Below are 21,476 nucleotides of genomic sequence, written 5' to 3' on the forward strand. Positions count from 1 at the left end.
CAAGAAAGAGGAAACCCCGATGTTGACTCGCACGCGTGCAACCGCGCGGCCGCTGCCGCCGCTCAAGCCCATCACCCTGGCGCTCCTCGCGCTGGCCGCAAGCCACGCCCAGGCCTTCGAATTCGACACCGGCAACCCCGACCTGCGGGCGCGCTGGGACAATACCCTGAAGTACAGCGCCGCCTGGCGCACCCAGGACCCGAGCAGCAAGCTCACCGAAGGCCAGACCGCGCTGAATCTCGACGACGGCGACCGCAACTTCGACAAGGGCCTGATCTCCAACCGCCTGGACCTGCTCTCCGAGCTGGACATCACCTACGGCAACGTCGGCGCGCGGGTCAGCGGCGCGGCCTGGTACGACGACGTCTACAACCGCGGCACCGATAACAACGATCCCAGCCGAGCCAACAGCTACTCGGTGGACTACGACGAGTTCACCGACGACACCCGCACCCTCCACGGGCGCAAGGGCGAGCTGCTGGATGCCTTCGTCTTCGGCAAGACCGAGATCGGCGAGATGCCGGTCTCCGGGCGCCTGGGCCGCTACGCCATGCAGTGGGGCGAGAGCCTGTTCTACGGCATGAACGGCATCGCCGGCGGCATGGCGCCGATCGACGTGGTCAAGGGCCTGTCGGTGCCCAACACCCAGTTCAAGGAACTGATCCGCCCGGTGCAGCAGGTCTCCGGCCAGCTGCAGCTGACCCCGGATGTGTCCCTGGGCGCCTACTACCAGTTCGAGTGGGAGGCCAACCGCCTGCCGGCCGCCGGCAGCTACTTCTCCAGCGACGACTTCTTCGGCGACGGCGGCGAGCGCATGTTCATCGGCTCGCCGGTGATGCCCGGCGGTCAGCCGCTGGCCTTCTACCGGGGCAACGACAAGGAGGCCAAGGACTCGGGGCAGGGCGGCGTGCAGTTGCGCTGGCGCACCGAGACGGTGGACTGGGGCGTCTACGCCATCCGCTTCCACGACAAGAACCCGCAGCTCAACGTGCGCCCGGACTTCGCCAGCCTCAACCCGGTGACCGGCAAGGCCGGCGAGTTCTACTGGGTCTACCCCGAGGGCATCGAGGCGCTGGGGGCGAGCTTCTCCACCACCCTGGGCAACTTCAACGTGGCGGGCGAACTGTCCACCCGCTGGAACCAGCCGCTGGCCTCCACCAGCCAGCATGCGCTGGCGGTGGGCGAGGCGATCGACAACGACGATGACCCGGTCTACGCCACCGGCCGCACGCTGCACGCCAACTTCTCCTGGCTGGCGAGCCTGGAGCCGAATTTCGTCGCCGCCGAGTCGACCTTCCTAGGCGAGATCGCCTGGAACCGGGTGATGAGCGTGAGCCAGAACGCCGACGCGGTCGATCCCAATGCCGACCGCGACGCCACCAGCCTGCGCCTGGTGTTCGAACCGATGTACCGGCAGATCTACCCCGGCCTCGACCTCTCGGTGCCCATCGGCGCGAGCTACACCAACGGCGCCTCCGAGGCGCTGGGTACCGGCTTCGGCACCGACCACGGCGGCGACATGAACATCGGCCTGAAGGGCAACTACCTCAACACCTGGAGCCTGGGCCTGACCTACACGCACTACTACGGCCCGGAGAACACCTTCCTCGACGCCGACAACCACTACACCTTCGAACAGTCGCTGAAAGACCGCGACTTCATCGCCTTCACCGTCAGCCGCACCTTCTGACCGAGGACTGCCCGATGAAACACAACAAGAAAGTCGTTTCCCTGCTCACCGCCCTGAGTGCCTCCCTGCTGTTTGCCCATGGCGCCTTTGGCGCTGTGTCCGCCGAGGAGGCGGGCAAGCTGAAAACCACCCTGACCCCGCTGGGTGGCGAGCGCGCCGGCAATGCCGACGGCAGTATCCCGGCCTGGACCGGCGGCTACACCCAGGTCGACCCGGCCTACCAGGACGGCGGCAAGCGCGGCGATCCCTTCGCCAGCGAGAAGCCGCAACTGACCATCACCGCGCAGAACATGGCGCAGTACGCCGACAAGCTGACACCGGGCATCCAGGCGATGCTGAAGAAGTACCCGGACAGCTACCGCCTGGAGGTCTACCCGACCCACCGCAGCGCCGCCGCACCGCAGTCGGTGTACGACGCCACCTTCGCCAACGCCACCAGCGGCAAGCTGGTGGAGGGCCCCGCCGGGCCGATGCCCGAAGGCGCTGCCGGGGGCATTCCGTTCCCGATTCCGGGCAACGGCGTGGAGGCCATCTGGAACCACCTGCTGCGCTGGCGCGGGGCTTCCTGGCACTCGAACTTCAACCAGTACCTGACCACCGCCGACGGCAAGCACGTGCTGACCAACGACTCGCGCGGGGACTTCCAGATGCCCTGGTACCTGCCCGGCGGCAGCGGCGAGAAGGGCGTGTTCTGGTCCATCCGCATGATCAACGACGGCCCGCCGCTGCGCGCCGGCGAGGCCATCACCGGTCTGGAGAACCTCAACGCCGACAAGGCTGCCGTGTGGACCTACCTGCCCGGCCAGCGCCGCGTGCGCCGCCTGCCCAACGCCTGCTGCGACACCCCGACGCCGGCCACCGCCGGGGTCATGAGCTTCGACGAGCTGTACGTGTTCAACGGCCGCGTCGACCGCTTCGACTGGAAGCTGGTGGGCAAGAAGGAGATGTACATCCCCTACAACGCCAACAAGGTGTTCACCGCCGCCAACGCCGAATCGATGCTCGATGCGCACCACCTGAAGTCCGACGCCATCCGCTGGGAGCTGCACCGCGTGTGGGTGGTGGAGGCAACCCTGAAGGACGGCCAGCGCCACGTGATGCCGAAGAGCACCTACTACCTCGACGAGGACACCTGGGCCGCCGTGCTCGGCGAGCGCTACGACGCCCGCAACCAACTGGCCAAGGTGGTCTGGACCTCGCCGGTGGTGATGCCCGACCTGCCCGGCGTGGTGACCCTCACCAACGGCTTCTACGACCTGCTCTCCGGGGCCTGGTTCGCCGGCGACCTGTTCGCCGGCAAGAGCGAGCAGTACCGCATCGTGCCGCCCTACAAGGACTCGGTGTTCACCGCCGATGCCATGGCGGGTGAGGGCGTGCGCTGATCGTCCGCGGGCCGGCCCGACGTCTCGGGCTTCGCCCAGCTCCGGGAACCCTGTAGGAGCGGGCCATGCCCGCGATTCGCGAGCATGGCTCGCTCCTGCAGGGAGCTCCGTAGCGAAACCGTTGTAGCGATTACAAGAAAAAAAGAAAGGTTGCGTGCGATGAAGAAGAGTCTCTCCGCCTGGCTGCTGGCAGCCTGTTGCGCGGTGCCCGCGGCGTTTGCCGGTGGCAGCGTGGATGTCCTGGCGCAGCCCGCCGTGCAGGGCCCGCAGGCCCTGCGCGCGGTGTTGCAGGATGTGGCCCGCGCCGGCGGGCGCCTGGTGGCAGTGGGTGAGCGCGGTGTGGTGCTGCTCTCCGACGACAACGGCACTACCTGGCGCCAGGCCGCGGCGGTGCCGGTGAGCGTCGGCCTGACGGCCGTGCAGTTCCTCGATGCGCAAACTGGCTGGGCCATCGGCCACGCCGGCGTGGTGCTGCACAGCGAGGACGGCGGCGAGCACTGGACCCTGCAACTCGACGGCAAGCGTGGCGCAGCCCTGGAGCAGCAGGCTGCTGAGCTGTCCGGTGACGCGGCGCGTGTCGCCGCCGCGCAAAGGCTGGTGGCCGACGGCGCCGACAAACCGCTGCTGGCGCTGAGCTTCGCCGACACCCGTCATGGTCTGGTGGTCGGCGCTTACGGCCTGGCCCTGAGCACTGCCGATGGCGGCCGCAGCTGGCAATCCGAGATAGGCCGGCTGCCGAACCAGCGTGGCCTTCACCTGTATGCCCTGGCCCGCGCCGGCAGTGACCTGTATGTCGCTGGCGAGCAGGGCCTGCTGCTGCGTTCCCGCGATGATGGCGTCCACTTCGAGGCCCTGCAGAGTCCCTACGACGGCAGCTACTTCGCCGCCGCCGTGCTGCCCGGCGGGCGCCTGCTGGTGGGCGGCCTGCGTGGCACGCTGTTGGCTTCCGACGATGCCGGCGAAAGCTTCCAGCCGCTGGCCAATCCGATTCCCGCATCGCTCAACGGCATCCGCGTCGCCGGTGGCCAGCTGCTGCTCGCCAATCAGGCCGGGATGCTGCTGCGCAGCGGCCTCGACGCCGTCGCCGTGCAGCCGCTGCCGGTCTCCGACGGCCTGCCGTTGACCGCCGCCACCAGCGCCGCCGATGGCGCCATTGTCGCCGTCGGCATGGCCGGTGTGCGCCGCCTGGCGCCTTCTTCCCAACCCCCTCGCGCGGACTGAGCCATGCACGCCACGACTTCCCCTGCGCCGTCCAGCGGCCGCCTCGACGACTTCGACAGTGCTTCCGGCTCATTGCTGGAACGCGCGCTGTTCAACCACCGCGCACTGGTCCTGCTGCTGTGCCTGGCGGCGACCCTGTTGCTGGGCTGGCAGGCCACCCGCCTGACGCTCAACGCCAGTTTCGAGAAGATGATCCCGCGCGAACACCCGTTCATCCACAACTACCTGGAGCACCGCCAGGAGCTGGCCGGGCTGGGCAATGCCGTGCGCATTGCCGTGGCCAACCCGCGCGGCAGCATTTACGACAAGGACTACCTGCACAGCCTGCAGCAACTCAACGATGCGGTGTATCTGCTGCCCGGCGTCGACCGCGCGGCGATGAAGTCGCTGTGGACGCCCTCGACTCGCTGGACCGGCGTGACCGAGGACGGCCTGGAAGGCGGCCCGGTCATCCCCGACGGCTACGATGGCGGCGCCGCGAAGCTCGAAGAGCTCAAGCGCAACGTCGAGCGCTCCAACGAGATCGGCCAGCTGGTGGCCTTCGACCAGCGTTCGAGCATCGTCTACGTGCCGCTGCTGGAGAAGACCCCGGACGGCCAGGCGCTGGACTACACGGCCTTCTCCCATGAACTGGAAAGCCTGCGTGCGCGCTTCCAGGAGCAGGGCGTGGACATCCACATCACCGGCTTCGCCAAGGTAGTGGGCGACCTGATCGACGGGCTGAAGCAGATCCTGCTGTTCTTCGCCGCCGCCATCGCCATCACCGCCGCGGTGCTCTACTGGTACACCCGCTGCGTGCGCAGCACCGCGCTGGTGGTGATCTGCTCGCTGGTGGCAGTGGTCTGGCAGCTGGGCCTGCTGCCGCTGCTGGGCTACGAGCTGGACCCGTACTCGGTGCTGGTGCCGTTCCTGGTGTTCGCCATCGGCATGAGCCACGGCGCGCAGAAGATGAACGGCATCATGCAGGACATCGGTCGTGGCATGCACCGCCTGGTGGCGGCGCGCTTCACCTTCCGCCGGCTGTTCCTCGCCGGGCTCACCGCGCTGCTCTGCGACGCCGTGGGTTTCGCCGTGCTGATGATCATCCGTATCCAGGTGATCCAGGACCTGGCGGTGATCGCCAGCCTGGGCGTCGCGGTGCTGATCTTCACCAACCTGATCCTGCTGCCAGTGCTGCTCTCCTACGTGGGCGTCAGCGCCCGCGCGGCGCGGCGCAGCCTGCGCGCCGAAGAGGCCGAGGCGAGCGGGGCGGACAAGCATGCGCTGTGGCGCTTCCTCGACCTGTTCACCCGGCGTCGCTGGGCCGCCGCGTGCATTGTCGTGGCTGCGCTGATGGCTGCTGGCGGCTATGCCGTGAGCCTGCACCTGAAGGTTGGCGACCTCGACGCCGGCGCCCCCGAGCTGCGCCCGGACTCGCGCTACAACCGCGACAACGCCTTCGTCACCCGACACTACGGCGCCAGCAGCGACGTCTTCGCGGTGATGGTGCAGACTCCTGCCGGCGCCTGCTCGGCCTACGACACCCTCAAGCGCGTGGATGACCTGGACTGGCAGCTGCGCGGCCTGCCGGGCGTGGACTCGACCAACTCGCTGGCGCTGCTCAACCGCCGGGTGCTGGTCGGCCTCTCCGAAGGCAGCCCGAAGTGGTACGAGCTGGTGAACAACCAGGCGACCCTGAACATGGTCACCGCCAACGCCCCGCGCGGCCTGTACAACGACGACTGCAGCCTGCTGACGCTCTACGCCTACCTCACCGACCACAAGGCCGACACCCTGGCCCGGGTGGTGGCCAGCGTGCAGGCCTTCGCCCGGGACAACGACAGCGAGCAGGCGAAGTTCCTCCTCGCCGCCGGCAGCGCCGGTATCGAAGCCGCCACCAACCAGGTGGTGAAGCAGGCCAACCGCGACATGCTCTGGTGGGTCTACGGCGCGGTGATCCTGCTCTGCCTGGTGACTTTCCGCTCCTGGCGTGCGGTGCTCTGCGCAGTGCTGCCGCTGGTGCTCACCTCGATCCTCTGCGAGGCGCTGATGGTCGCGCTGGGCATCGGCGTGAAGGTTGCGACCCTGCCGGTGATCGCCCTGGGCGTCGGCATCGGCGTGGACTACGCGCTCTACGTCATGAGCATCGTGCTGGCACAGCTGCGCCAGGGCGCCAGCCTGTCCGAGGCGTATTACCGCGCGCTGCTGTTCACCGGCAAGGTGGTGATGCTCACCGGCGTGACCCTGGCCATCGGCGTGGGCACCTGGATCTTCTCGCCCATCAAGTTCCAGGCCGACATGGGCGTGCTGCTGGCCTTCATGTTCGTCTGGAACATGGTCGGCGCGCTGATCCTGCTGCCGGCGCTGGCGTACTTCCTCCTGCCGCAGCGCCAGGCCCGCGTGGAGGCACAAGCCGCCTTGCCGGCGCACCACCTGCAGGAAGTCCACCACGACCGCGACTGCTGCCAGCAGCACGCCGCCACGCCCCTGGCCTGTGGCCAGGCGCGCTGAGTCCACACAACGAAAACAAGAGGACGAAACCATGCCCTGCCTGAAGACCCTGTGGTGCGAGCTGCGCGCCGGCCTGATCCAGTACGGCGCCAGCCACTGCCTGCTGGTGGAGGCGCCCCATGAGCGCTGAACGCCGCGCCGGCGGCGCGCAAGCCCTGTTGCTGCTGTTCGGCAGCTGCCTGCCGGTGCTCGGTGCGGTGCTCATCGCGCCGGTGCTGCCACGTATGCAGACGCACTTCGCCGAGACCCCCGGTGCCGCCGTGCTGGTGCCGGTGGCGCTGACCCTGCCGGCGCTGGTGATCGCCTTCCTCGCGCCGCTGGCCGGTGTACTGGCGGACCGCGTGGGACGGCGCTCCCTGCTGCTCGCCAGCATGCTGCTTTACAGCCTCTGCGGGGTGCTGCCGCTGTGGCTGGATTCGCTTGGCCTGATCGTCGCCAGCCGCGCGGGTATCGGCCTGGCGGAGGCGGGGATCATGACCTGCTGCACCACGCTGATGGGCGACTACTTCGACGGCCAGCGTCGCGAGCGCCTGTTCGCCCTGCAGATGGTCGCCACCTCGCTTTCCGCCGCGCTGTTCATGGGGCTGGGCGGCGCGCTGGGGGAGAGCAGCTGGCGCACCCCGTTCGCGCTCTACGCCGTGGGCGTGCTGTGCCTGCCGCTGATGGCGCTGCTGCTCTGGGAACCGCAGGCGCGCCGTGTCGAGCAGGAGCCGTCGAGCACCTCGCGCTTCCCCTGGGGGGCGCTGGCGCCGCTGTACCTGCTCACCGGGCTGGCCGGCGTCAGCCTGTTCATCGTGCCGGTGCAGGCGGGCTACCTGCTGCAACTGCTGCACGTCGACGGCCCGCAGCAGATCGGCCTGACCATGGGCGCCAACCAGCTCGGCGTGCTGGCCGGTGCGCTGACCTTCCGTCTGCTCGCCGGGTTGCCGGCGCGTCGCCTGCTGGCCCTGGGCTTCGCCACGGCGGGCCTGGGAGGCGGGCTGATGGCGCTGTCGTCCAGCCATGCGCCCGTGGTCCTTGCCGTGCTGTTGAACGGGTTGGGCGTGGGTCTGCTGCTGCCGACGCTGATCACCCAGGTGATGCAGCAGGTCGGCTTCGACCAGCGTGGCCGCGCCACCGGTGGTTTCACCGCATCGATATTCGCCGGCGAGTTCGTCAGCCCGTTACTGGTGCTGGCGCTCACCGGCGGCATCGCCACCCAGCTGCCCCATGCCTTGCTGCTGGTGGCGTTGGCCCAGCTTGCACTGGCGCCGCTGTGCCTGGTGCTGCTGGGCCGGCAGATCAAGGCTCAGGCGCTGGCCTGATCACGACAACAAGAAAGAGGACATGACCGTGAGCTACTTGCGCAATACCTGGTACGCCGCTGCCTGGGACACCGAAGTCGAAGCCGGGCAACTGTTCCCGCGCACCCTGCTGGACGAGCCGGTGCTGCTCTACCGCGACAGCCAGGGGATCGCCCGGGCCATCGGCAACCGCTGCCCGCATCGCTTCGCCCCGCTGCACATGGGCTGCCTGAAGGGCGACGAGGTGCAGTGCGCCTACCACGGCCTGCGCTTCGACAGCAGCGGCGCCTGCACCCACAACCCCCATGGCGACGGTGTCATCCCGCGGGCGGCCAAGGTCAGGGCCTATCCCCTGGTGGAGCGCCACAGCCTGCTGTGGATCTGGATGGGCGATCCGGCGCTGGCCGATCCGCAGCGCATTCCCGACTTCAGCTGCATGGATGCCGAGCACTGGTACGTCGGCAAGGGCTACCTGCACGCCAAGGCCAACTACGTGCTGGAAACCGACAACATCATGGACCTCAGCCACGTCGAGTTCCTGCACCCCGCGACCCTCGGCGGCGAGGGCGTGAAGAGTGCGATCACCAGCGTCGAGCAGGAAGGTGACAGCGTCTGGTCGAACCGCCAGACCGTGGCCGAGATCATGCCGGACTTCCTCTACCAGGCGTTGAACATCCCCCACGGCACCCCGGTCGACCGCTGGATCGACGTGCGCTGGGACGCCCCCGCCAACATGCTGCTGTACGCCGGCGCGGTGCCCACCGGGCGGCCGCGCAGCGAAGGGGTGAACAACCCGATCCCGCACCTGTTCACTCCCGAGACCGGCAGGACCACCCACTACTGGTTCGCCATGTGCTTCCCCAAGGCCATGGGCCCGATGGGCGAGCAGCTGGCCCGCGAACAGGTCGAGGCGATCCGCCAACCGTTCGCTGCCGAGGACCTGCCGATGCTCGAAGCGCAGCAGGAGATGATGGGCGACGCTGAGTTCTGGTCGCTCAAGCCGGTGCTGCTGGTGGGCGATGCCGGAGCAATCCGTGCCCGTCGCGTGCTCGACCGGCTGATCGCCGAAGAGCGCTCGGCCGCCGAAGTGGCGAAGGAGGCCGGCCATGCTTGAGGTCCGCGTCAGCCGCCGCCAGCACGAGGCACAGGACATCCTCGGCTTCGAACTGCGCTCGCTGGATGGTGCCAGCCTGCCGCCGTTCAGCGCCGGCTCGCACATCGACGTGCACCTGCCCAACGGGCTGGTGCGCCAGTACTCGCTGTGCAACGACCCGCGCGAGCACGACCGCTACCAGATCGGCGTGCTCCTCGACCCGGCCTCGCGCGGCGGTTCGCGCTGCCTGCACGAGGCAGTGGAAGAGGGCATGCAGCTGCGCATCAGCGAACCGCGCAACCTCTTCCCGCTCGCCCATGAAGCTGGCCGCAGCCTGCTGTTCGCCGGCGGCATCGGCATCACGCCGATCCTCTGCATGGCCGAACGGCTCGCGCAGAGCGGCGCGACGTTCGAGCTGCACTACTGTTGTCGCTCGGCCGACCGCGCGGCCTTCCTCGAACGCCTGAACCGGTCGAGCTTTGCCGACCAGGTGCAGCTGCATTTCGACGACGGCCCCGTTGAGCAGCGCCTGGATGCCGCGCGCCTGCTGGCAGCGCCGGCGGACGACACGCACCTCTACGTCTGCGGGCCCGGCGGCTTCATGGCCCATGTGCTGGACAGTGCGCGCCAGGCCGGCTGGGACGAGTCCCGCCTGCACCGCGAGTACTTCGCCGCTGCGCCCGAGCCGGAGACCGCCAGCGACAGCTTCGAGGTGCAACTGGCGAGCAGCGGGCAGTGCTTCCGGATTCCGCCTGAACGCAGCGTCGCCGATGTGCTACTGGAGGCCGGCGTGGACATCCCGCTGTCCTGCGAGCAGGGCATCTGCGGCACCTGCGTGACGCGCGTGCTGGCCGGCGAGCCGGAGCACCGCGACCTGTTCATGACCGCTGCCGAACACGCCCGCAACGACCAGTTCACGCCCTGCTGCTCGCGCTCGAAGAGCCCGCGCCTGGTACTCGATCTCTGAGGAGCCACCGATGATTTCCAGCCCCATCGCCACCTTCGATCCCGCAGCGCCCAGTGGCCAGCCCGATTTCCCGCAGGACTGCTGGTACGTTGCCGGCTTCGCCTGGGAGCTTGGTGACAAGCCACTGGCGCGCACGTTGCTCGGGCAGCCGCTGGTGCTGTTCCGCAGCGCCGATGGCAGCGTCGCCGCCCTGGAGGACCGTTGCTGCCACCGCGCCTTGCCGCTGTCACTCGGCACCCTCGAACAGGACGGCCTGCGCTGTGGCTACCACGGACTGCTGTTCGCCGGCGACGGCCGCTGCCTGGAGATCCCCGGCCAGGCCAAGGTGCCCGGCAAGGCGCTGGTGAAGGCCTTCACCCTGCGCGAGCGGGACCAGATCCTCTGGCTCTGGCACGGCAGCGCCGCACCCGACCGGGAGCCGCCGGCCTACCCGCACCACGACAGCGGCCAGTACCGCTTCGGCGGCGACGTCTACCACTACGCGGCGCCCTGGCAGCTCATCCACGACAACCTGCTCGACCTCAGCCATCTGGGCTACGTGCACCTGCGCACCATCGGCGGCAATGCGCGCATCCACATGAACGCGCAGATGCAGGTCAGCGGCGATGAACAGTCGGTAAGGGTGGTGCGCCACATGCTCGACTCCGAGCCGCCGCCCACCTACCGCGACGCCTATCCATTCAAGGGGCGCATCGACCGCTGGCAGGAGATCGAATTCCAGCCCTCGCACCTGTGCATCTGGACCGGCGCGGTGGAGGCCGGCAGCGAGCCCATCGACAAGGCCGAGCGGGGCGGCTTCCACCTGCGTGGCTTCCATGGCGTGACGCCGGAGACGAAAGAGACCTGCCACTACTTCTGGACCCAGGCGACCAACCCCCAGGCCGACCCGGAAGAGAACCTGAGCCGGGTACTGGAGCAGACCCGCCTGACCTTCGACGAGGACAAACAGGTGATCGAGGCGCAGTACGCCAACCTGCTGCGCTTCGGCGAGCGGCCGATGGTCGACATCCATGTCGATGCCGGCGCCAACCGTGCCCGGCGCATCATCGCCAGCCTGCTGGCGGGCCAGGCATGAGCGCGCTGTTCTCCCTCGCCGGCAAGGCTGCGCTGATCACCGGCGCCACCCGCGGCATCGGCCTGGCCATCGCCCGCGAGTACGGCCGCGCTGGCGCGCGCCTGGTAATCAGCAGCGAGAACGCCGGGGACTGTGGGCGCGTGGCCGAATCGCTGGCCGAAGAGGGCATCGACGTGATCGCCGTGCCCGCCGATCTGCGCGAAGCGAGCGCCGTGCAGGCACTCGCGCAGCAGGCTCTGCAACACCTCGGCACGCTCGATGCGCTGGTCTGCAATGCCGGCGTTGCACCGCACATGGGGCCGCTCGGCACGGCCAGCGATGCCGACTGGGACCTGACCTTCAGCGTCAACCTGCGCAGCGCGTTGTGGCTGACCAGCGCCTTGCTCCCGGCCATGGCCGAAGGTGGCGGCGGCAGCGTGGTGCTGATGGCGAGCATCGCCGGCGTGCGCGGCAACAAGGGGTTGGGCCTGTACGGGCTGTCCAAGGCGGGTCTGGCGCAACTGGCGCGCAACCTGGCGGTGGAGTGGGGGCCGGCGAACATCCGCGTCAATGCCATCAGCCCCGGCGTGATCCACACCGAATTCGCCCGCCCGCTCACCGGCAACCCCGACGTCCTGCAGCGCCGCCTGGCGCTTACGCCGCTGCGCCGGGTCGGCCGGCCCGAGGAAGTGGCGGCCCTGGCATTGCTGCTGGCCGCTCCCGGTGGCGCCTTCATCAGCGGGCAGAACCTCATCGTCGACGGTGGTACGACCATCGGCGACGGCAATTGAAAGGAGACACCATGCACCAGCTTCCCACCTTCAAACGCGTGGTCACCGGCCACGACGCCCAGGGCCAGGCGGTGGTCGCCAGCTGCGGCCCGACGCCGAACAACTTTCCGCTCAAGGCCGTGCCCGGGACCCTGTTCTACGAGGTGTGGAACAGCCTCGGCAGCCCCGCGCCACTGGACAATGGCGACGACCCCACCGCCCAGCCGCTGCAGCTCAGCCCGGGTGCGCTGGGCAGCGTCATCCGCGTGGTGGACATCCCGCCGGACAGCGTGCAGAACCAGGTCAGCGCCGAAGACGCCGCGGCAGTCTTCGCCGAAATCGGCGAGTCCCATGCCGGCACCGGCAAGGCCGATTCGAAGCACAAGCTGATGCACCGCACCCAGACCCTGGACTACGGCATCGTCACCGAGGGCGAGGTCTGGCTGGTGCTGGACGACGGCGAGGTGCACCTCAAGCGCGGCGACATCGTGGTGCAGCGCGGCACCAATCACGCGTGGAGCAACCGCACCGAAGCGATGGCGCGGATGGTCTTCATTCTTCTCGATGGCCGTTACGCGGCCGAGTTGCAGGAGTTGCTGCCATGAAGCTCGCCACTCTCGATGACGGCAGCCGTGATGGCCGCCTGCTGGTGGTCTCCCGCGACCTGACGCGGGCGGTGGATGCCAGTGGCATCGCCGCCACCCTGCAGGCCGCGCTGGACCGCTGGAGCCTGGTCGAAGCCGACCTGCAGCGCCTTTACCAGCGGCTCAACGCCAATGCCGTCGCCGGCGCCTTCGAGCTCGACCCGGCGCAGCTTGCCGCGCCGCTGCCACGCGCCTGGCAATGGCTGGACGGCTCCTGCTTCCTCAGCCACGGCGAGCTGATGCAGAAGGCCTTCAACCTGGAACCCATCGAAGGCGTCGAGCGCATTCCGCTGATCTACCAGGGCGCTGGCGACGACTTCCTCGGCCCGCGCGCGGATATCCCGCTGCCCAGCGAAGCCCACGGCATCGACTTCGAAGGCGAGTTCGCCGTGCTGCTCGACGCAGTGCCCATGGGCTGTCCGGCGGAGCAGGCGTTGCAGCATGTGCGCCTGGTGCTGCAGCTCAACGACGTCAGCCTGCGCGCCCTGGCGCCACGGGAGATGAAGACCGGCTTCGGCTTCCTCCAGGCCAAGCCCGCTTCCAGCTTCGCCCCGGTGGCGGTGACCCCGGACGAGCTGGGCAACGCCTGGCGTGATGGTCGCGTGCACCTGCCGTTGAAGGTGGAGTGGAACGGCGAATGGTTCGGCCATCCCCACGGCGGCGCCATGCACTTCGGCTTCCATGAGCTGATCGCCCATGCCGCCCTGACACGGCGCTTGAGCGCGGGCACGCTGATCGGCTCGGGCACCGTGTCCAACGCCGATCGCTCCGTGGGCTCGGCGTGCATCGCCGAGCGCCGTGCCATCGAGACCATTGCCCACGGTGCACCGCGCACTGCGTTCATGCACTTCGGTGACCGCGTGCGCATGGAAGCCCGCGGCAGCGAAGGTGAAGTGCTGTTCGGCGCCATCGACCAGCGCGTGGTGCAAGGAGGCTGGCGATGCGCGTGATGGTCAGCGGGGCCAATGGCTTCGTCGGCCGCCTGCTGGTGCATCGCCTGCTGGAGGCGGGTGAGCTGCGCGGGAAACGGATCGAGGCCTTGCTGTTGCTGGATCAGAAACTCGAAGGCTTGCCCGACGATTCGCGCCTGCGCCGGCATTACGGCAGCGTCACCGATCCGGCCCTGTTGCGCCGGGTGCTGGCCGATGGCGTCGACGTGGTGTTCCACCTGGTGAGTGTGCCCGGCGGTGCCGCCGAGACGCAGTATGAGCTGGGTTACCAGGTCAACCTGCAGGCGAGCCTGGAGCTGCTGCACCAGCTGCGCAATGCCGCGCGACCGCCGGTGCTGGTTTATGCCAGCAGCGTGGCGGTCTATGGCAGCGAGCTGCCAGCGCGGATGGACGAGCAACAGCCGACGGCGCCGCAGCTGTCCTATGCGGCGCACAAGCGCATGGTGGAGATTGCCCTGCAGGACCTGTCCCGCCGCGGCGAAGTGGACGGGCGCGCGCTGCGCCTGCCCGGCATAGTCGCCCGGCCGCGCGAGCCCAATGGACTGCGTTCGGCCTTCATGAGCGACCTGCTGCACGCCTGTGCGGCGGGGGACAGTTACACCTGCCCGGTTTCGCCGCAGGCCGGCGCCTGGTGGATGTCGGCCCGCTGTTGCGTGGACAACCTGTTGCACGCCGCCGAACTCAGGGAGCCCGGCAGCCAGCGGGTGTGGCAGCTGCCGGTGCTGCAGCTGACCATCGCGCAGGTGCTTGCCGGGCTCGCCGCCTGCTTCGGCGAAGCCCATTGCGAGCGCATCGCCTTCGAACCCGATCCACAGCTGGAAGCGCTGTTCGGCGCCTACCCGCCGCTGCGCACGCCGCAGGCCCGTGAGCTGGGTTTCTGCCACGACGGTTCGGTGGCCGGCCTGTTGCGCAACGCCCTCGACCTTCCGCCGCGTCGCAGCCGCGCCGCCATCCGCAAAGGAGTTTCCGCATGAGCCTGAATCAACGCCGCCTGCTGGACCTGTCCGTGACCCTGGACAACAACCCCTACACCGACCCGCCGCCGCTGCTGCCGAAGATCGACTACATGGATCACCAGCAGGGCTGGCCGGAGATGGCCGCGATGTTCCCTGGCCTGCGCAAGGAAGACCTGCCCGGCGACGAGTCCTGGGCGGCGGAGCGCCTGCAGATCACCACCCACAGCGGCACCCACATGGATGCGCCGTGGCACTACGCATCCACCACCGACGGTGGCAAACCGGCCTTCGGCATCGACGAGCTGCCGCTGGAATGGTGCCTGCAACCGGGCGTGAAACTGGACTTCCGTCACTTCCCGGACGGCCATGTGGTGAGCGCTGCCGAGGTCGAGGCCGAACTGGCGCGCATCGGCCATCTGCTGCAGCCGCTGGACATCGTCCTGGTCAACACCCGCGCCGGTAGCCTGTTCGGCCAGCCGGGCTACCTCGAAGCCGGCGTCGGCATGGGCCGCGAGGCAACGCTGTACCTGCTGGAGCGCGGCGTGCGGGTGGTGGGCACCGATGCCTGGAGCTGGGATGCGCCCTTCAAGTTCACCCGCGAGCGTTTCACGGCCTCCGGCGATGCTTCGATCATCTGGGAAGGCCACAAGGCCGGGCGCGACATCGGCTACGGGCAGATGGAGAAGCTCGCCAACCTCGAGCAACTGCCCGACCACGGCTTCCTGGTCAGCTGCTTCCCCTACAAGATCCGCCATGCCTCTGCCGGTTTCGTGCGCGCTGTGGCGATCCTGGAAGCCCCGCCGGCCGTGACCTGAACGACCCTTTGTCGCCTCGCTTGGAGGCGCGCCATGCAGGGTCTTTACTGGCACAGAGAACCTGTCGTTCAGCGAGGCCGGCGTGATGAACAGCGTAGAGGTGGCACCCGAGACAAGAGGTGTGACGGTGGAACTGCTGTCCTCGGTCGACCTCGGCCCGGAGATCGACGGCATGGCCGGCCGACAACTGCGGATGCGCCGGGTGACCATCGCGCCCGGCGGCGTTTTCGGGCCGGTGCATGACCACGTGGACCGCCCCGGCACGGTATTCATCCTGCAGGGCACCATCACCGACCATCGCGACGGTATCGCCACTGACTACGGGCCGGGCGTCGGCTGGCCCGAGGACCACACCACCACGCACTGGCTGGAGAACCGCGGCAGCAGCATCGCCGTGGAGATTTCGGTCGACATCGTCCGGCTGGGCTAGTCCCGGCCGGAGGCGTTGCTTCGACCAGCACTGGCGAGCGCTCACCCAATGGCATGGACGAGGGACGACGAGCCGATCAGGAGGGCAGCGATGGACAAAGCCGAGAGGGGCACCTGGCAGCGGGTGCTGGAACCGATCGACCGCATCACCGAAGTGATTTTCGGCCTGCTGATGGCCATGACCTTCATCGGCTCGCTGAGCGTGGCGACCTCGGGGCGGGAAGAGGTGCGCACCATGCTGATCGCCGCGCTGGGCTGCAACCTCGCCTGGGGCCTGGCCGACGCCGTGATCTTCCTGATGCGTACCTGGACCGAACGTACCCGCAGCCGCACGCTGATGGAGCGCCTGCAGGGCAGTTCCGACCCGCGCGATGGCCAGGGGCTGATCGCCGCTGAGCTACCACCGCGGATAGCCACGGCAGTCCGCGCGGACGGGCTGGAAATGCTGCGCCTGCACCTGCTGCGAGAAGCCGCTGGCGCCGCGGCTCCGGCACGCATCGGCTGGGCAGACATCAAGGGCGCGCTGGCCACCTTCCTGCTGGTGGTGCTGGCGACCTTCCCGCTGGTCATTCCCTTCCTGCTGATCGACCAGACCGGCCCGGCCATCCGTGCCTCCAATGCGGTGGCGCTGGTGATGCTGTTCATCTCCGGCTGGATGCTCGCCCGCTATTCCGGCGGTTCGCCCTGGGCGGGCGGGATTGCATTGGCGGTAGTGGGAACGGCGCTGCTGTTCGCCATCATCGCGCTGGGCGGTTGAACCGCGCGAATCTGCCTGCCCCGGCCTCTGCGGAGGCAAGCGGCTGCGCTGAAATATCCGGCACGGATTGTCCGCGTCGAAGTTGTTTCGGCGAGCTTGATCGGTCGCGTTCAGCGTCTATCGTCTTGCTGGACTCATCAAGACGTGACCAACGAGGCGCTTCCATGGCACACCCGGCCCGCACCCAGACGCTCACCAGCCAGTTCGACTTTTCCACCACGGTGGCGCGGCTGCAGGATGCCCTGCAATCCCATGGTGTCACGCTGTTCGCCGATATCGACCAGAGCGCCGCGGCCAGCGGTGCGGGCACCAGCCTGCGGCCGACGCGGCTGTTCCTGTTCGGCAATCCCCTGGGCGGTCGGCGGCATGCCCATCCAGCTGTTCGTCACGCCGGATTCGCGGACCCTGGTGGTCGCCAACCAGGGCTCCCGTGAAAAGCCCGGCAATTCGGTCAGCGTGGTCGATCTTGAAGGCTTCAAGGTCACGAAAACCGTGGAAACCGGCGCCGGTGCCCACGGTGTGGTGATCGACCGCGAAGGGCGATATGCCTACGTCACCAATTCCTTCGCCGACTCCGTGTCGAAGGTCGACGTGAAGGCGGGCAAGGTGGTCGGTACGGTTCCGGTGTCGAAGAACCCCAACGGCATCAACATGACGCCGTAAGGCGCCTGCGACCCGCTCGCTCCGGCAAGGGGAGCCGAGCGGGCGCATGCCGATCCACTGCAACGCCCGCTGCCTGGCATCGGGCGTTGTCCGTTTGCGCCGCACTGGCGAGGCGGCCGGTGCAGGGCAGGGAGCCCTGCCGTATCAGCTCAGAAGTCGGCCTTCAGGGTGACGGTGTAGTTGCGCGGGTCACCGTACTGGTTGCTCGCGTTCAGCCAGCCGATGGAGGAGTAGTACTTCTTGTCGAACAGGTTGTTGCCGTTCAGGGCGACGCTGAAGTTCCTGTTGATCTGGTAGCCCAGGCGCGCGTTCCAGATGGCGTAGCCGGACTGCTTGATATCGCCTACGCCGCCAGTGCCGCCAAAGTTGGTGTTGTAGTTCTCGCTCTGGATGCTGGCGCCGGCGCCTGCGCTCCACTGGCTCAGCTCGCCCGGCAGCTTGTAGTCGGCCCAGAAGCGCAGCAGGTGGCGCGGCGTATAGCTGTTGAAGGTGGAGCCGGAGGACGAGGTGCCGTCGCCCGGGTCGTTGAGGAACTTGGTCGAGGTGTAGGTGTAGCCGGCGAACAGTTGCAGGTCGCGCAGCACCTCGCCGCTGATCTCCGCGTCGAAGCCCTCGGCGCGAACCTTGCCGCCCGCCACGTAGCAGTTGTCTTCGCCGTTCTGCCCGCACTCCGAGGCGTAGTCGTACTGCGCACGGTTTTCCTGGTTCACGCGGAAGATCGCGAAGCTGGTGTTGACGCGGCCATCCATCAGCTCGCCTTTGAGGCCGATCTCGTAGTTCGAACCTTCGATGGGCTTGAGCGGGGCGCTGTCCTGGGTCAGCTCGGTCTGCGGCTTGAAGATGTCGGTGTAGCTGGCGTAGACCGACCACTGGTTGTTCAGCTCGTAGATCAGGCCGCCGTAGGGAGTGAACTCGCCGGTTTCCTTCGAATGCGCCGGGGCGGGGGAGGAGGTGGTGAAGCGGTTGAGTTCGTAGTCGTACTGGTAGTTGCTGGTACGCCCGCCCAGGACCAGGGTCAGCGGCTCGGCGAGCTTGTAGCGCACCACGCCGTAGAGGCCGTTCTGGCGGATATGGCCCTTGGAGGCGCCGGCGTAGGTGGTGCTAAGCATCTCTTCCTCGGTGGGCCTGCGCGGCGAGACCGGGTCGTAGATGTTGATCGGCCCGAGGTTGAGCAGGCCGCCCTGCACATCGTCGGTCTTCAGGTCGCTGGCGTTGGCGCCGACCACCACCTGGTGCTCCAGGTCGAAGGCGCGCCACTTGCCGGCGAGGTTGATGTCGGCGCCCTGGTTGATGTTCTCGAAGTCGTAGAGGTAGGCGCGCGACTGCATGCCGTCGCCGGTAGCCGGGTCGACGGCGCCGCGACCGAAGCTGTAGAGGATGTCGTTGGTCTCGCGGATGTAGCTGCCCGAGGCGTTCAGGCGCCAGTCATCGTTGAAGTCGTGGGTGACGTCGGCGAAGTAGGTGGTCTGCTTGTTGTTCCATTTGTTCCAGTCCGCCCCGGTGAAGGTGGAGCGCCCCGCGTTCACCGCGCTGCCATCCTTGTTGCGCGGCAGCCCGCCGAAGGACGGTGTCGAATGCAGGTCTTCCACGCTGGCGCCGGCGGCCACTCGGGTGTCGTCGGTCAGGTCGTACTCGAGAATGCCGTAGAGCACGTTCTTGCGGCTGTCCGCAGTGTCGTAGAAGTAGTCGCGGTCCTCGTGGGCGGCCACTACCCGACCACGCAGCCTGCCGTCTTCGGTAAGCGGCGCGCTGCCATCGAGGGTCTGCCGGTAGGTGTCCCAGGAGCCGGCGCTGGCGGTCAGCGAGAGCGACGGTTCGGCCTTCGGGCGTTTGCGCACGAGGTTGATGGCGGCGCCGGGATTGCCGCTGCCCTGCAGCAGGCCGTTGGCGCCGCGCAGCACCTCGACGCGGTCATAGAGCAGCGTGTCGGAGGTGAAGCTGCTGCCGATGGCGTAGTAGCGGCGGTCGAGGGGGACGCCGTCGTACTGGATGGTCTCCACCTCGAAGCCGCGCGAGTAGATGTACTTGCCACCGGAGGGGCTCTGGTAGGTGGTGATGCCGGTGGTTTTCTCCAGCACCTGGTCGAGGGTGTCGAGGCGCTGGTCGTCCATCGCCTTGCGGGTGATGACGGTGACCGACTGCGGAATGTCCTTGAGGCGCTGGGTGGATTTGCCGATGGTGGCTTCGCCGGATGTGTAGGAGCCGGAGTCTTCTGTCGTCGGCCCCAGGCCCTGGCCGGTGACGACGGTGTCGCTCATCGCCAGCGCCGCTGGAACCTCTTCCAGCACATAGCTGCCGCCCTGGTCCACCGCTCGCAGCCCGGTGCCGGAGAGGAGCGTGGCGAAGCCGGCCTCCCGCGAGTAGCTGCCGTGCAGGCCGGCTGACTGGAGATGGGCGGTCTTGCTGGCGTCGAACGAGAGCGCGACCCCGGCTTCGCTGGCGAAGCGGCTGAGCACTTCGGTCAGCGAACCGGCGGCGATGTCGTACTGCCGGATGCTCTGCACTGCGCTGGATGCTGCCGGCTCTGCGCCCTGAACGACGGGCACGCCCACGACGACACTGAAGAGGGCAGCCTGCACGTGAATGGCAAGCCGGTGGCGAACGAACGGATACAGCATGGTCTCTCCCCGGTGGTGGTGACCAAGTGGGTCACTGATGCCGGAGTAGCCGAACCAGGGACGAAGAAAGTGCACGGTGGTTGGAAAAATCTTTTACCGGCTCCATGCGGGCTCAGCCGCGCGGTACCACGGTGACCCAGTACCCCGTGCGATACACCACCGCGACCGGGAAGCTGCGTTCCAGGGCCCTGAGCGCGAGGTCGGTGTCATCCACCGGGAAGGCGCCGGAAATGCGCAGCCCGCTGATGCGCGAATCGCATCTGAGCCAGCCGTGGCGGTAACGCCCCAGTTCCTCCAGCAACTCGCCCAGCGGGCGGTCGATGGCAATCAGGCTGCCCTGCGCCCAGGCGCCCACCGACGCATCATTGACCCCTACGGGTTCGATGGTGCCGGAGGTGATGCGAGTGTGCTGGCCGGCCTCCAGGCGCAGGGGAGCCGCCTGGCCGGGCACGGAGACTTCGACCGCTTTCTCCAGTACCGCCACCTCGGTTGCGTTCCCCCAGCTGCTCACGCTGAAGCGAGTACCCAGCGCGCGCACGGTGGCATCAGCGCTGCGTACGCGGAAGGGTCTGTCGAGACTATCGCTCGCGGTGCTCACCAGCACCTCGCCGGCACGCAGGAGGATCAGCCGCTGATTGGCATCGAAGAGCACATCCACCGCACTGTCGGTGCCCAGTTGCATCCGGCTGCCGTCCGCCAGGGTGAAGTGACGGCTTTCGCCCACCGCCGTCCTGTAGCCGGCGCTGTAGCGCTGGCGTGCATCACTGCGCCAACCCAGGGTGGCCAGCCCGCCCAGCGACGCGACCACGAAGAAGCTGCGCAGCACCTGGCGCCGGGACTGCCCGGCCGAGGCCAGCGTGGCAGCCGCCAGGCGACCCGGTACGCGGGCCATCTGCAGGTTCACCGATTCGATGCGCTGCCAGGCGCGCTGGTTGATCGGGTCGGCCGCCAGCCAGCGTTGCCAGGCGCGCTGATCGCCGTCTCCCGGCGTCGCGTTGGCCAGGCGTGCGTACCAGCGGGCCGCTTCGCTGATGGCTGCCCGTTCATTGGGTGGCAGGGTGTCGTTCACAGGACCCCCGCCATGGCCAGGCAGCAGTGCTCCATGGCCTTGGCCATGTATTTGTTCACCGTGCGCAGGGAAATCCCCAGGCGCTCGGCGATCTGGTTGTAGGTCAGCCCTTCGAGCTGGGAAAGGATGAACGCCTGGCGGACCTTCGGTCCCAGGCCATCGAGCATGCGGTCGATTTCCGTCAGCGCTTCGAGCAGCAGGGCCTGTTCCTCGAGGGACGGCTGAACCGCCTCGGGCAGCAGCGCCAGCGCCTCCAGATAGGCGCGCTCCAGCGAACGGCGGCGGTACAGGTCGATGACCAGGCCGCGGGCGATGGTCTGCAGGTAGTGCCGGGGCTCGCGGATCGCCTCGGCGCTCCGGGCCATCAGCACGCGAACGAAGGTGTCCTGCGCCAGGTCGGCGGCGTCGGCGGAATCGTTGAGGCGTTTGCGCAGCCAGCCACGCAACCAGCCATGATGGTCGCGGTAAAGCATCCCTACCGCCTGCAGCGACGAATCCCCCTGCATTGCAATCCCCTAAGAACAATTTGCAAACGACAATCGTTATCAAATATACGGGATGTGGGATTGCTTGAAAACTGCAGGTTGGCGATGGTCCGTTTCTGCCCGTGCGCTGCCCGCTGCGC

The 21,476-nt window shown here is 68.1% G+C and carries 20 protein-coding genes; 17 read left to right on the plus strand and 3 right to left on the minus strand.

The features are described from left to right. Positions 1 to 19 precede the first annotated feature (19 nt). From J2T47_RS23270 to J2T47_RS23350, 17 genes are all read left to right on the plus strand, one after another. Positions 20 to 1,690, plus strand: a complete 1,671-nt coding sequence (locus tag J2T47_RS23270) for a DUF1302 domain-containing protein (protein WP_253452203.1) — start codon at positions 20 to 22, stop codon at positions 1,688 to 1,690. 14 nt (positions 1,691 to 1,704) lie between these two features. Next, entirely contained in the window at positions 1,705 to 3,072 is a 1,368-nt protein-coding gene (locus tag J2T47_RS23275; protein ID WP_253452206.1) for a DUF1329 domain-containing protein, read from the plus strand. 159 nt (positions 3,073 to 3,231) lie between these two features. Then, positions 3,232 to 4,293 (plus strand): WD40/YVTN/BNR-like repeat-containing protein, encoded by a 1,062-nt coding sequence (locus J2T47_RS23280; RefSeq protein WP_253452209.1) that lies wholly within the window; start codon positions 3,232 to 3,234, stop codon positions 4,291 to 4,293. Between the two features lie 3 nt (positions 4,294 to 4,296). Beyond that, on the plus strand, positions 4,297 to 6,783 hold the full coding sequence (locus J2T47_RS23285; protein ID WP_253452213.1) for an efflux RND transporter permease subunit: 2,487 nt from the start codon (positions 4,297 to 4,299) through the stop codon (positions 6,781 to 6,783). 119 nt (positions 6,784 to 6,902) lie between these two features. Continuing rightward, entirely contained in the window at positions 6,903 to 8,087 is a 1,185-nt protein-coding gene (locus tag J2T47_RS23290; protein ID WP_253452216.1) for an MFS transporter, read from the plus strand. Positions 8,088 to 8,109: 22 nt separating this feature from the next. Beyond that, positions 8,110 to 9,180, plus strand: a complete 1,071-nt coding sequence (locus J2T47_RS23295) for an aromatic ring-hydroxylating dioxygenase subunit alpha (protein WP_253452218.1) — start codon at positions 8,110 to 8,112, stop codon at positions 9,178 to 9,180. After that, positions 9,173 to 10,126 carry a PDR/VanB family oxidoreductase gene (locus tag J2T47_RS23300; RefSeq protein WP_253452221.1) on the plus strand — a complete coding sequence of 318 codons (954 nt, stop codon included), beginning with the start codon at positions 9,173 to 9,175 and terminating at the stop codon, positions 10,124 to 10,126. The genes J2T47_RS23295 and J2T47_RS23300 overlap by 8 nt, the downstream gene beginning before the upstream one ends. A 10-nt stretch (positions 10,127 to 10,136) precedes the next feature. Further along, positions 10,137 to 11,201, plus strand: a complete 1,065-nt coding sequence (locus J2T47_RS23305; protein WP_253452223.1) for an aromatic ring-hydroxylating dioxygenase subunit alpha — start codon at positions 10,137 to 10,139, stop codon at positions 11,199 to 11,201. After that, positions 11,198 to 11,971, plus strand: a complete 774-nt coding sequence (locus J2T47_RS23310) for an SDR family NAD(P)-dependent oxidoreductase (protein WP_253452225.1) — start codon at positions 11,198 to 11,200, stop codon at positions 11,969 to 11,971. The genes J2T47_RS23305 and J2T47_RS23310 overlap by 4 nt, the downstream gene beginning before the upstream one ends. Positions 11,972 to 11,982: 11 nt before the next feature. Beyond that, entirely contained in the window at positions 11,983 to 12,555 is a 573-nt protein-coding gene (locus J2T47_RS23315; RefSeq protein ID WP_253452228.1) for a cupin domain-containing protein, read from the plus strand. Further along, on the plus strand, positions 12,552 to 13,544 hold the full coding sequence (locus tag J2T47_RS23320) for a fumarylacetoacetate hydrolase family protein (RefSeq protein ID WP_253452231.1): 993 nt from the start codon (positions 12,552 to 12,554) through the stop codon (positions 13,542 to 13,544). The genes J2T47_RS23315 and J2T47_RS23320 overlap by 4 nt, the downstream gene beginning before the upstream one ends. After that, the gene (locus J2T47_RS23325; RefSeq protein ID WP_253452234.1) at positions 13,535 to 14,518 is read left to right on the plus strand and encodes an NAD-dependent epimerase/dehydratase family protein; all 984 of its coding nucleotides are present in this window, start codon (positions 13,535 to 13,537) and stop codon (positions 14,516 to 14,518) included. Before J2T47_RS23320 ends, J2T47_RS23325 begins: the two co-directional genes overlap by 10 nt. Then, entirely contained in the window at positions 14,515 to 15,315 is an 801-nt protein-coding gene (locus tag J2T47_RS23330; RefSeq protein WP_253452237.1) for a cyclase family protein, read from the plus strand. The genes J2T47_RS23325 and J2T47_RS23330 overlap by 4 nt, the downstream gene beginning before the upstream one ends. Before the next feature lie 85 nt (positions 15,316 to 15,400). After that, a complete protein-coding gene (locus J2T47_RS23335; RefSeq protein ID WP_253452240.1) occupies positions 15,401 to 15,745 on the plus strand; it encodes a cupin domain-containing protein in 345 nt (114 codons plus the stop codon). Positions 15,746 to 15,835: 90 nt separating this feature from the next. Then, positions 15,836 to 16,501: a VIT1/CCC1 transporter family protein gene (locus tag J2T47_RS23340; RefSeq protein ID WP_253452243.1), complete on the plus strand. Its 666-nt coding sequence runs from the start codon at positions 15,836 to 15,838 to the stop codon at positions 16,499 to 16,501. Positions 16,502 to 16,665: 164 nt separating this feature from the next. After that, positions 16,666 to 16,935, plus strand: a complete 270-nt coding sequence (locus tag J2T47_RS23345; RefSeq protein WP_253452246.1) for a DUF302 domain-containing protein — start codon at positions 16,666 to 16,668, stop codon at positions 16,933 to 16,935. Continuing rightward, positions 16,868 to 17,164, plus strand: coding sequence for a YncE family protein (locus tag J2T47_RS23350; RefSeq protein WP_253452249.1), 297 nt, complete (start codon positions 16,868 to 16,870; stop codon positions 17,162 to 17,164). The genes J2T47_RS23345 and J2T47_RS23350 overlap by 68 nt, the downstream gene beginning before the upstream one ends. Positions 17,165 to 17,313: 149 nt before the next feature. Here J2T47_RS23350 and J2T47_RS23355 read toward each other — a convergent pair whose 3' ends face one another. The 3 genes from J2T47_RS23355 to J2T47_RS23365 all read right to left on the minus strand — a co-directional run bounded on the left by J2T47_RS23355 (position 17,314) and on the right by J2T47_RS23365 (position 21,357). Beyond that, complete coding sequence (locus J2T47_RS23355) at positions 17,314 to 19,782, minus strand: TonB-dependent siderophore receptor (protein ID WP_253452252.1); 2,469 nt, start codon at positions 19,780 to 19,782, stop codon at positions 17,314 to 17,316. 112 nt (positions 19,783 to 19,894) lie between these two features. Beyond that, complete coding sequence (locus J2T47_RS23360; protein WP_253452255.1) at positions 19,895 to 20,851, minus strand: FecR domain-containing protein; 957 nt, start codon at positions 20,849 to 20,851, stop codon at positions 19,895 to 19,897. After that, a complete protein-coding gene (locus J2T47_RS23365) occupies positions 20,848 to 21,357 on the minus strand; it encodes a sigma-70 family RNA polymerase sigma factor (RefSeq protein ID WP_253452258.1) in 510 nt (169 codons plus the stop codon). Before J2T47_RS23365 ends, J2T47_RS23360 begins: the two co-directional genes overlap by 4 nt. Between the last annotated feature and the right edge of the window lie 119 nt (positions 21,358 to 21,476).

The sequence above is a fragment of the Pseudomonas nitroreducens genome (assembly GCF_024170165.1).
Taxonomy (GTDB): Bacteria; Pseudomonadota; Gammaproteobacteria; order Pseudomonadales; family Pseudomonadaceae; genus Pseudomonas; species Pseudomonas nitroreducens_C.

Bases quoted from the DNA above. Each gene is read 5' to 3' on its own strand.
- J2T47_RS23270 (WP_253452203.1), top strand. From the start codon at position 20: ATGTTGACTCGCACGCGTGCAACCGCGCGGCCGCTGCCGCCGCTCAAG.
- J2T47_RS23275 (WP_253452206.1), top strand. From the start codon at position 1,705: ATGAAACACAACAAGAAAGTCGTTTCCCTGCTCACCGCCCTGAGTGCC.
- J2T47_RS23280 (WP_253452209.1), top strand. From the start codon at position 3,232: ATGAAGAAGAGTCTCTCCGCCTGGCTGCTGGCAGCCTGTTGCGCGGTG.
- J2T47_RS23285 (WP_253452213.1), top strand. From the start codon at position 4,297: ATGCACGCCACGACTTCCCCTGCGCCGTCCAGCGGCCGCCTCGACGAC.
- J2T47_RS23290 (WP_253452216.1), top strand. From the start codon at position 6,903: ATGAGCGCTGAACGCCGCGCCGGCGGCGCGCAAGCCCTGTTGCTGCTG.
- J2T47_RS23295 (WP_253452218.1), top strand. From the start codon at position 8,110: ATGACCGTGAGCTACTTGCGCAATACCTGGTACGCCGCTGCCTGGGAC.
- J2T47_RS23300 (WP_253452221.1), top strand. From the start codon at position 9,173: ATGCTTGAGGTCCGCGTCAGCCGCCGCCAGCACGAGGCACAGGACATC.
- J2T47_RS23305 (WP_253452223.1), top strand. From the start codon at position 10,137: ATGATTTCCAGCCCCATCGCCACCTTCGATCCCGCAGCGCCCAGTGGC.
- J2T47_RS23310 (WP_253452225.1), top strand. From the start codon at position 11,198: ATGAGCGCGCTGTTCTCCCTCGCCGGCAAGGCTGCGCTGATCACCGGC.
- J2T47_RS23315 (WP_253452228.1), top strand. From the start codon at position 11,983: ATGCACCAGCTTCCCACCTTCAAACGCGTGGTCACCGGCCACGACGCC.
- J2T47_RS23320 (WP_253452231.1), top strand. From the start codon at position 12,552: ATGAAGCTCGCCACTCTCGATGACGGCAGCCGTGATGGCCGCCTGCTG.
- J2T47_RS23325 (WP_253452234.1), top strand. From the start codon at position 13,535: ATGCGCGTGATGGTCAGCGGGGCCAATGGCTTCGTCGGCCGCCTGCTG.
- J2T47_RS23330 (WP_253452237.1), top strand. From the start codon at position 14,515: ATGAGCCTGAATCAACGCCGCCTGCTGGACCTGTCCGTGACCCTGGAC.
- J2T47_RS23335 (WP_253452240.1), top strand. From the start codon at position 15,401: ATGAACAGCGTAGAGGTGGCACCCGAGACAAGAGGTGTGACGGTGGAA.
- J2T47_RS23340 (WP_253452243.1), top strand. From the start codon at position 15,836: ATGGACAAAGCCGAGAGGGGCACCTGGCAGCGGGTGCTGGAACCGATC.
- J2T47_RS23345 (WP_253452246.1), top strand. From the start codon at position 16,666: ATGGCACACCCGGCCCGCACCCAGACGCTCACCAGCCAGTTCGACTTT.
- J2T47_RS23350 (WP_253452249.1), top strand. From the start codon at position 16,868: ATGCCCATCCAGCTGTTCGTCACGCCGGATTCGCGGACCCTGGTGGTC.
- J2T47_RS23355 (WP_253452252.1), bottom strand. From the start codon at position 19,782: ATGCTGTATCCGTTCGTTCGCCACCGGCTTGCCATTCACGTGCAGGCT.
- J2T47_RS23365 (WP_253452258.1), bottom strand. From the start codon at position 21,357: ATGCAGGGGGATTCGTCGCTGCAGGCGGTAGGGATGCTTTACCGCGAC.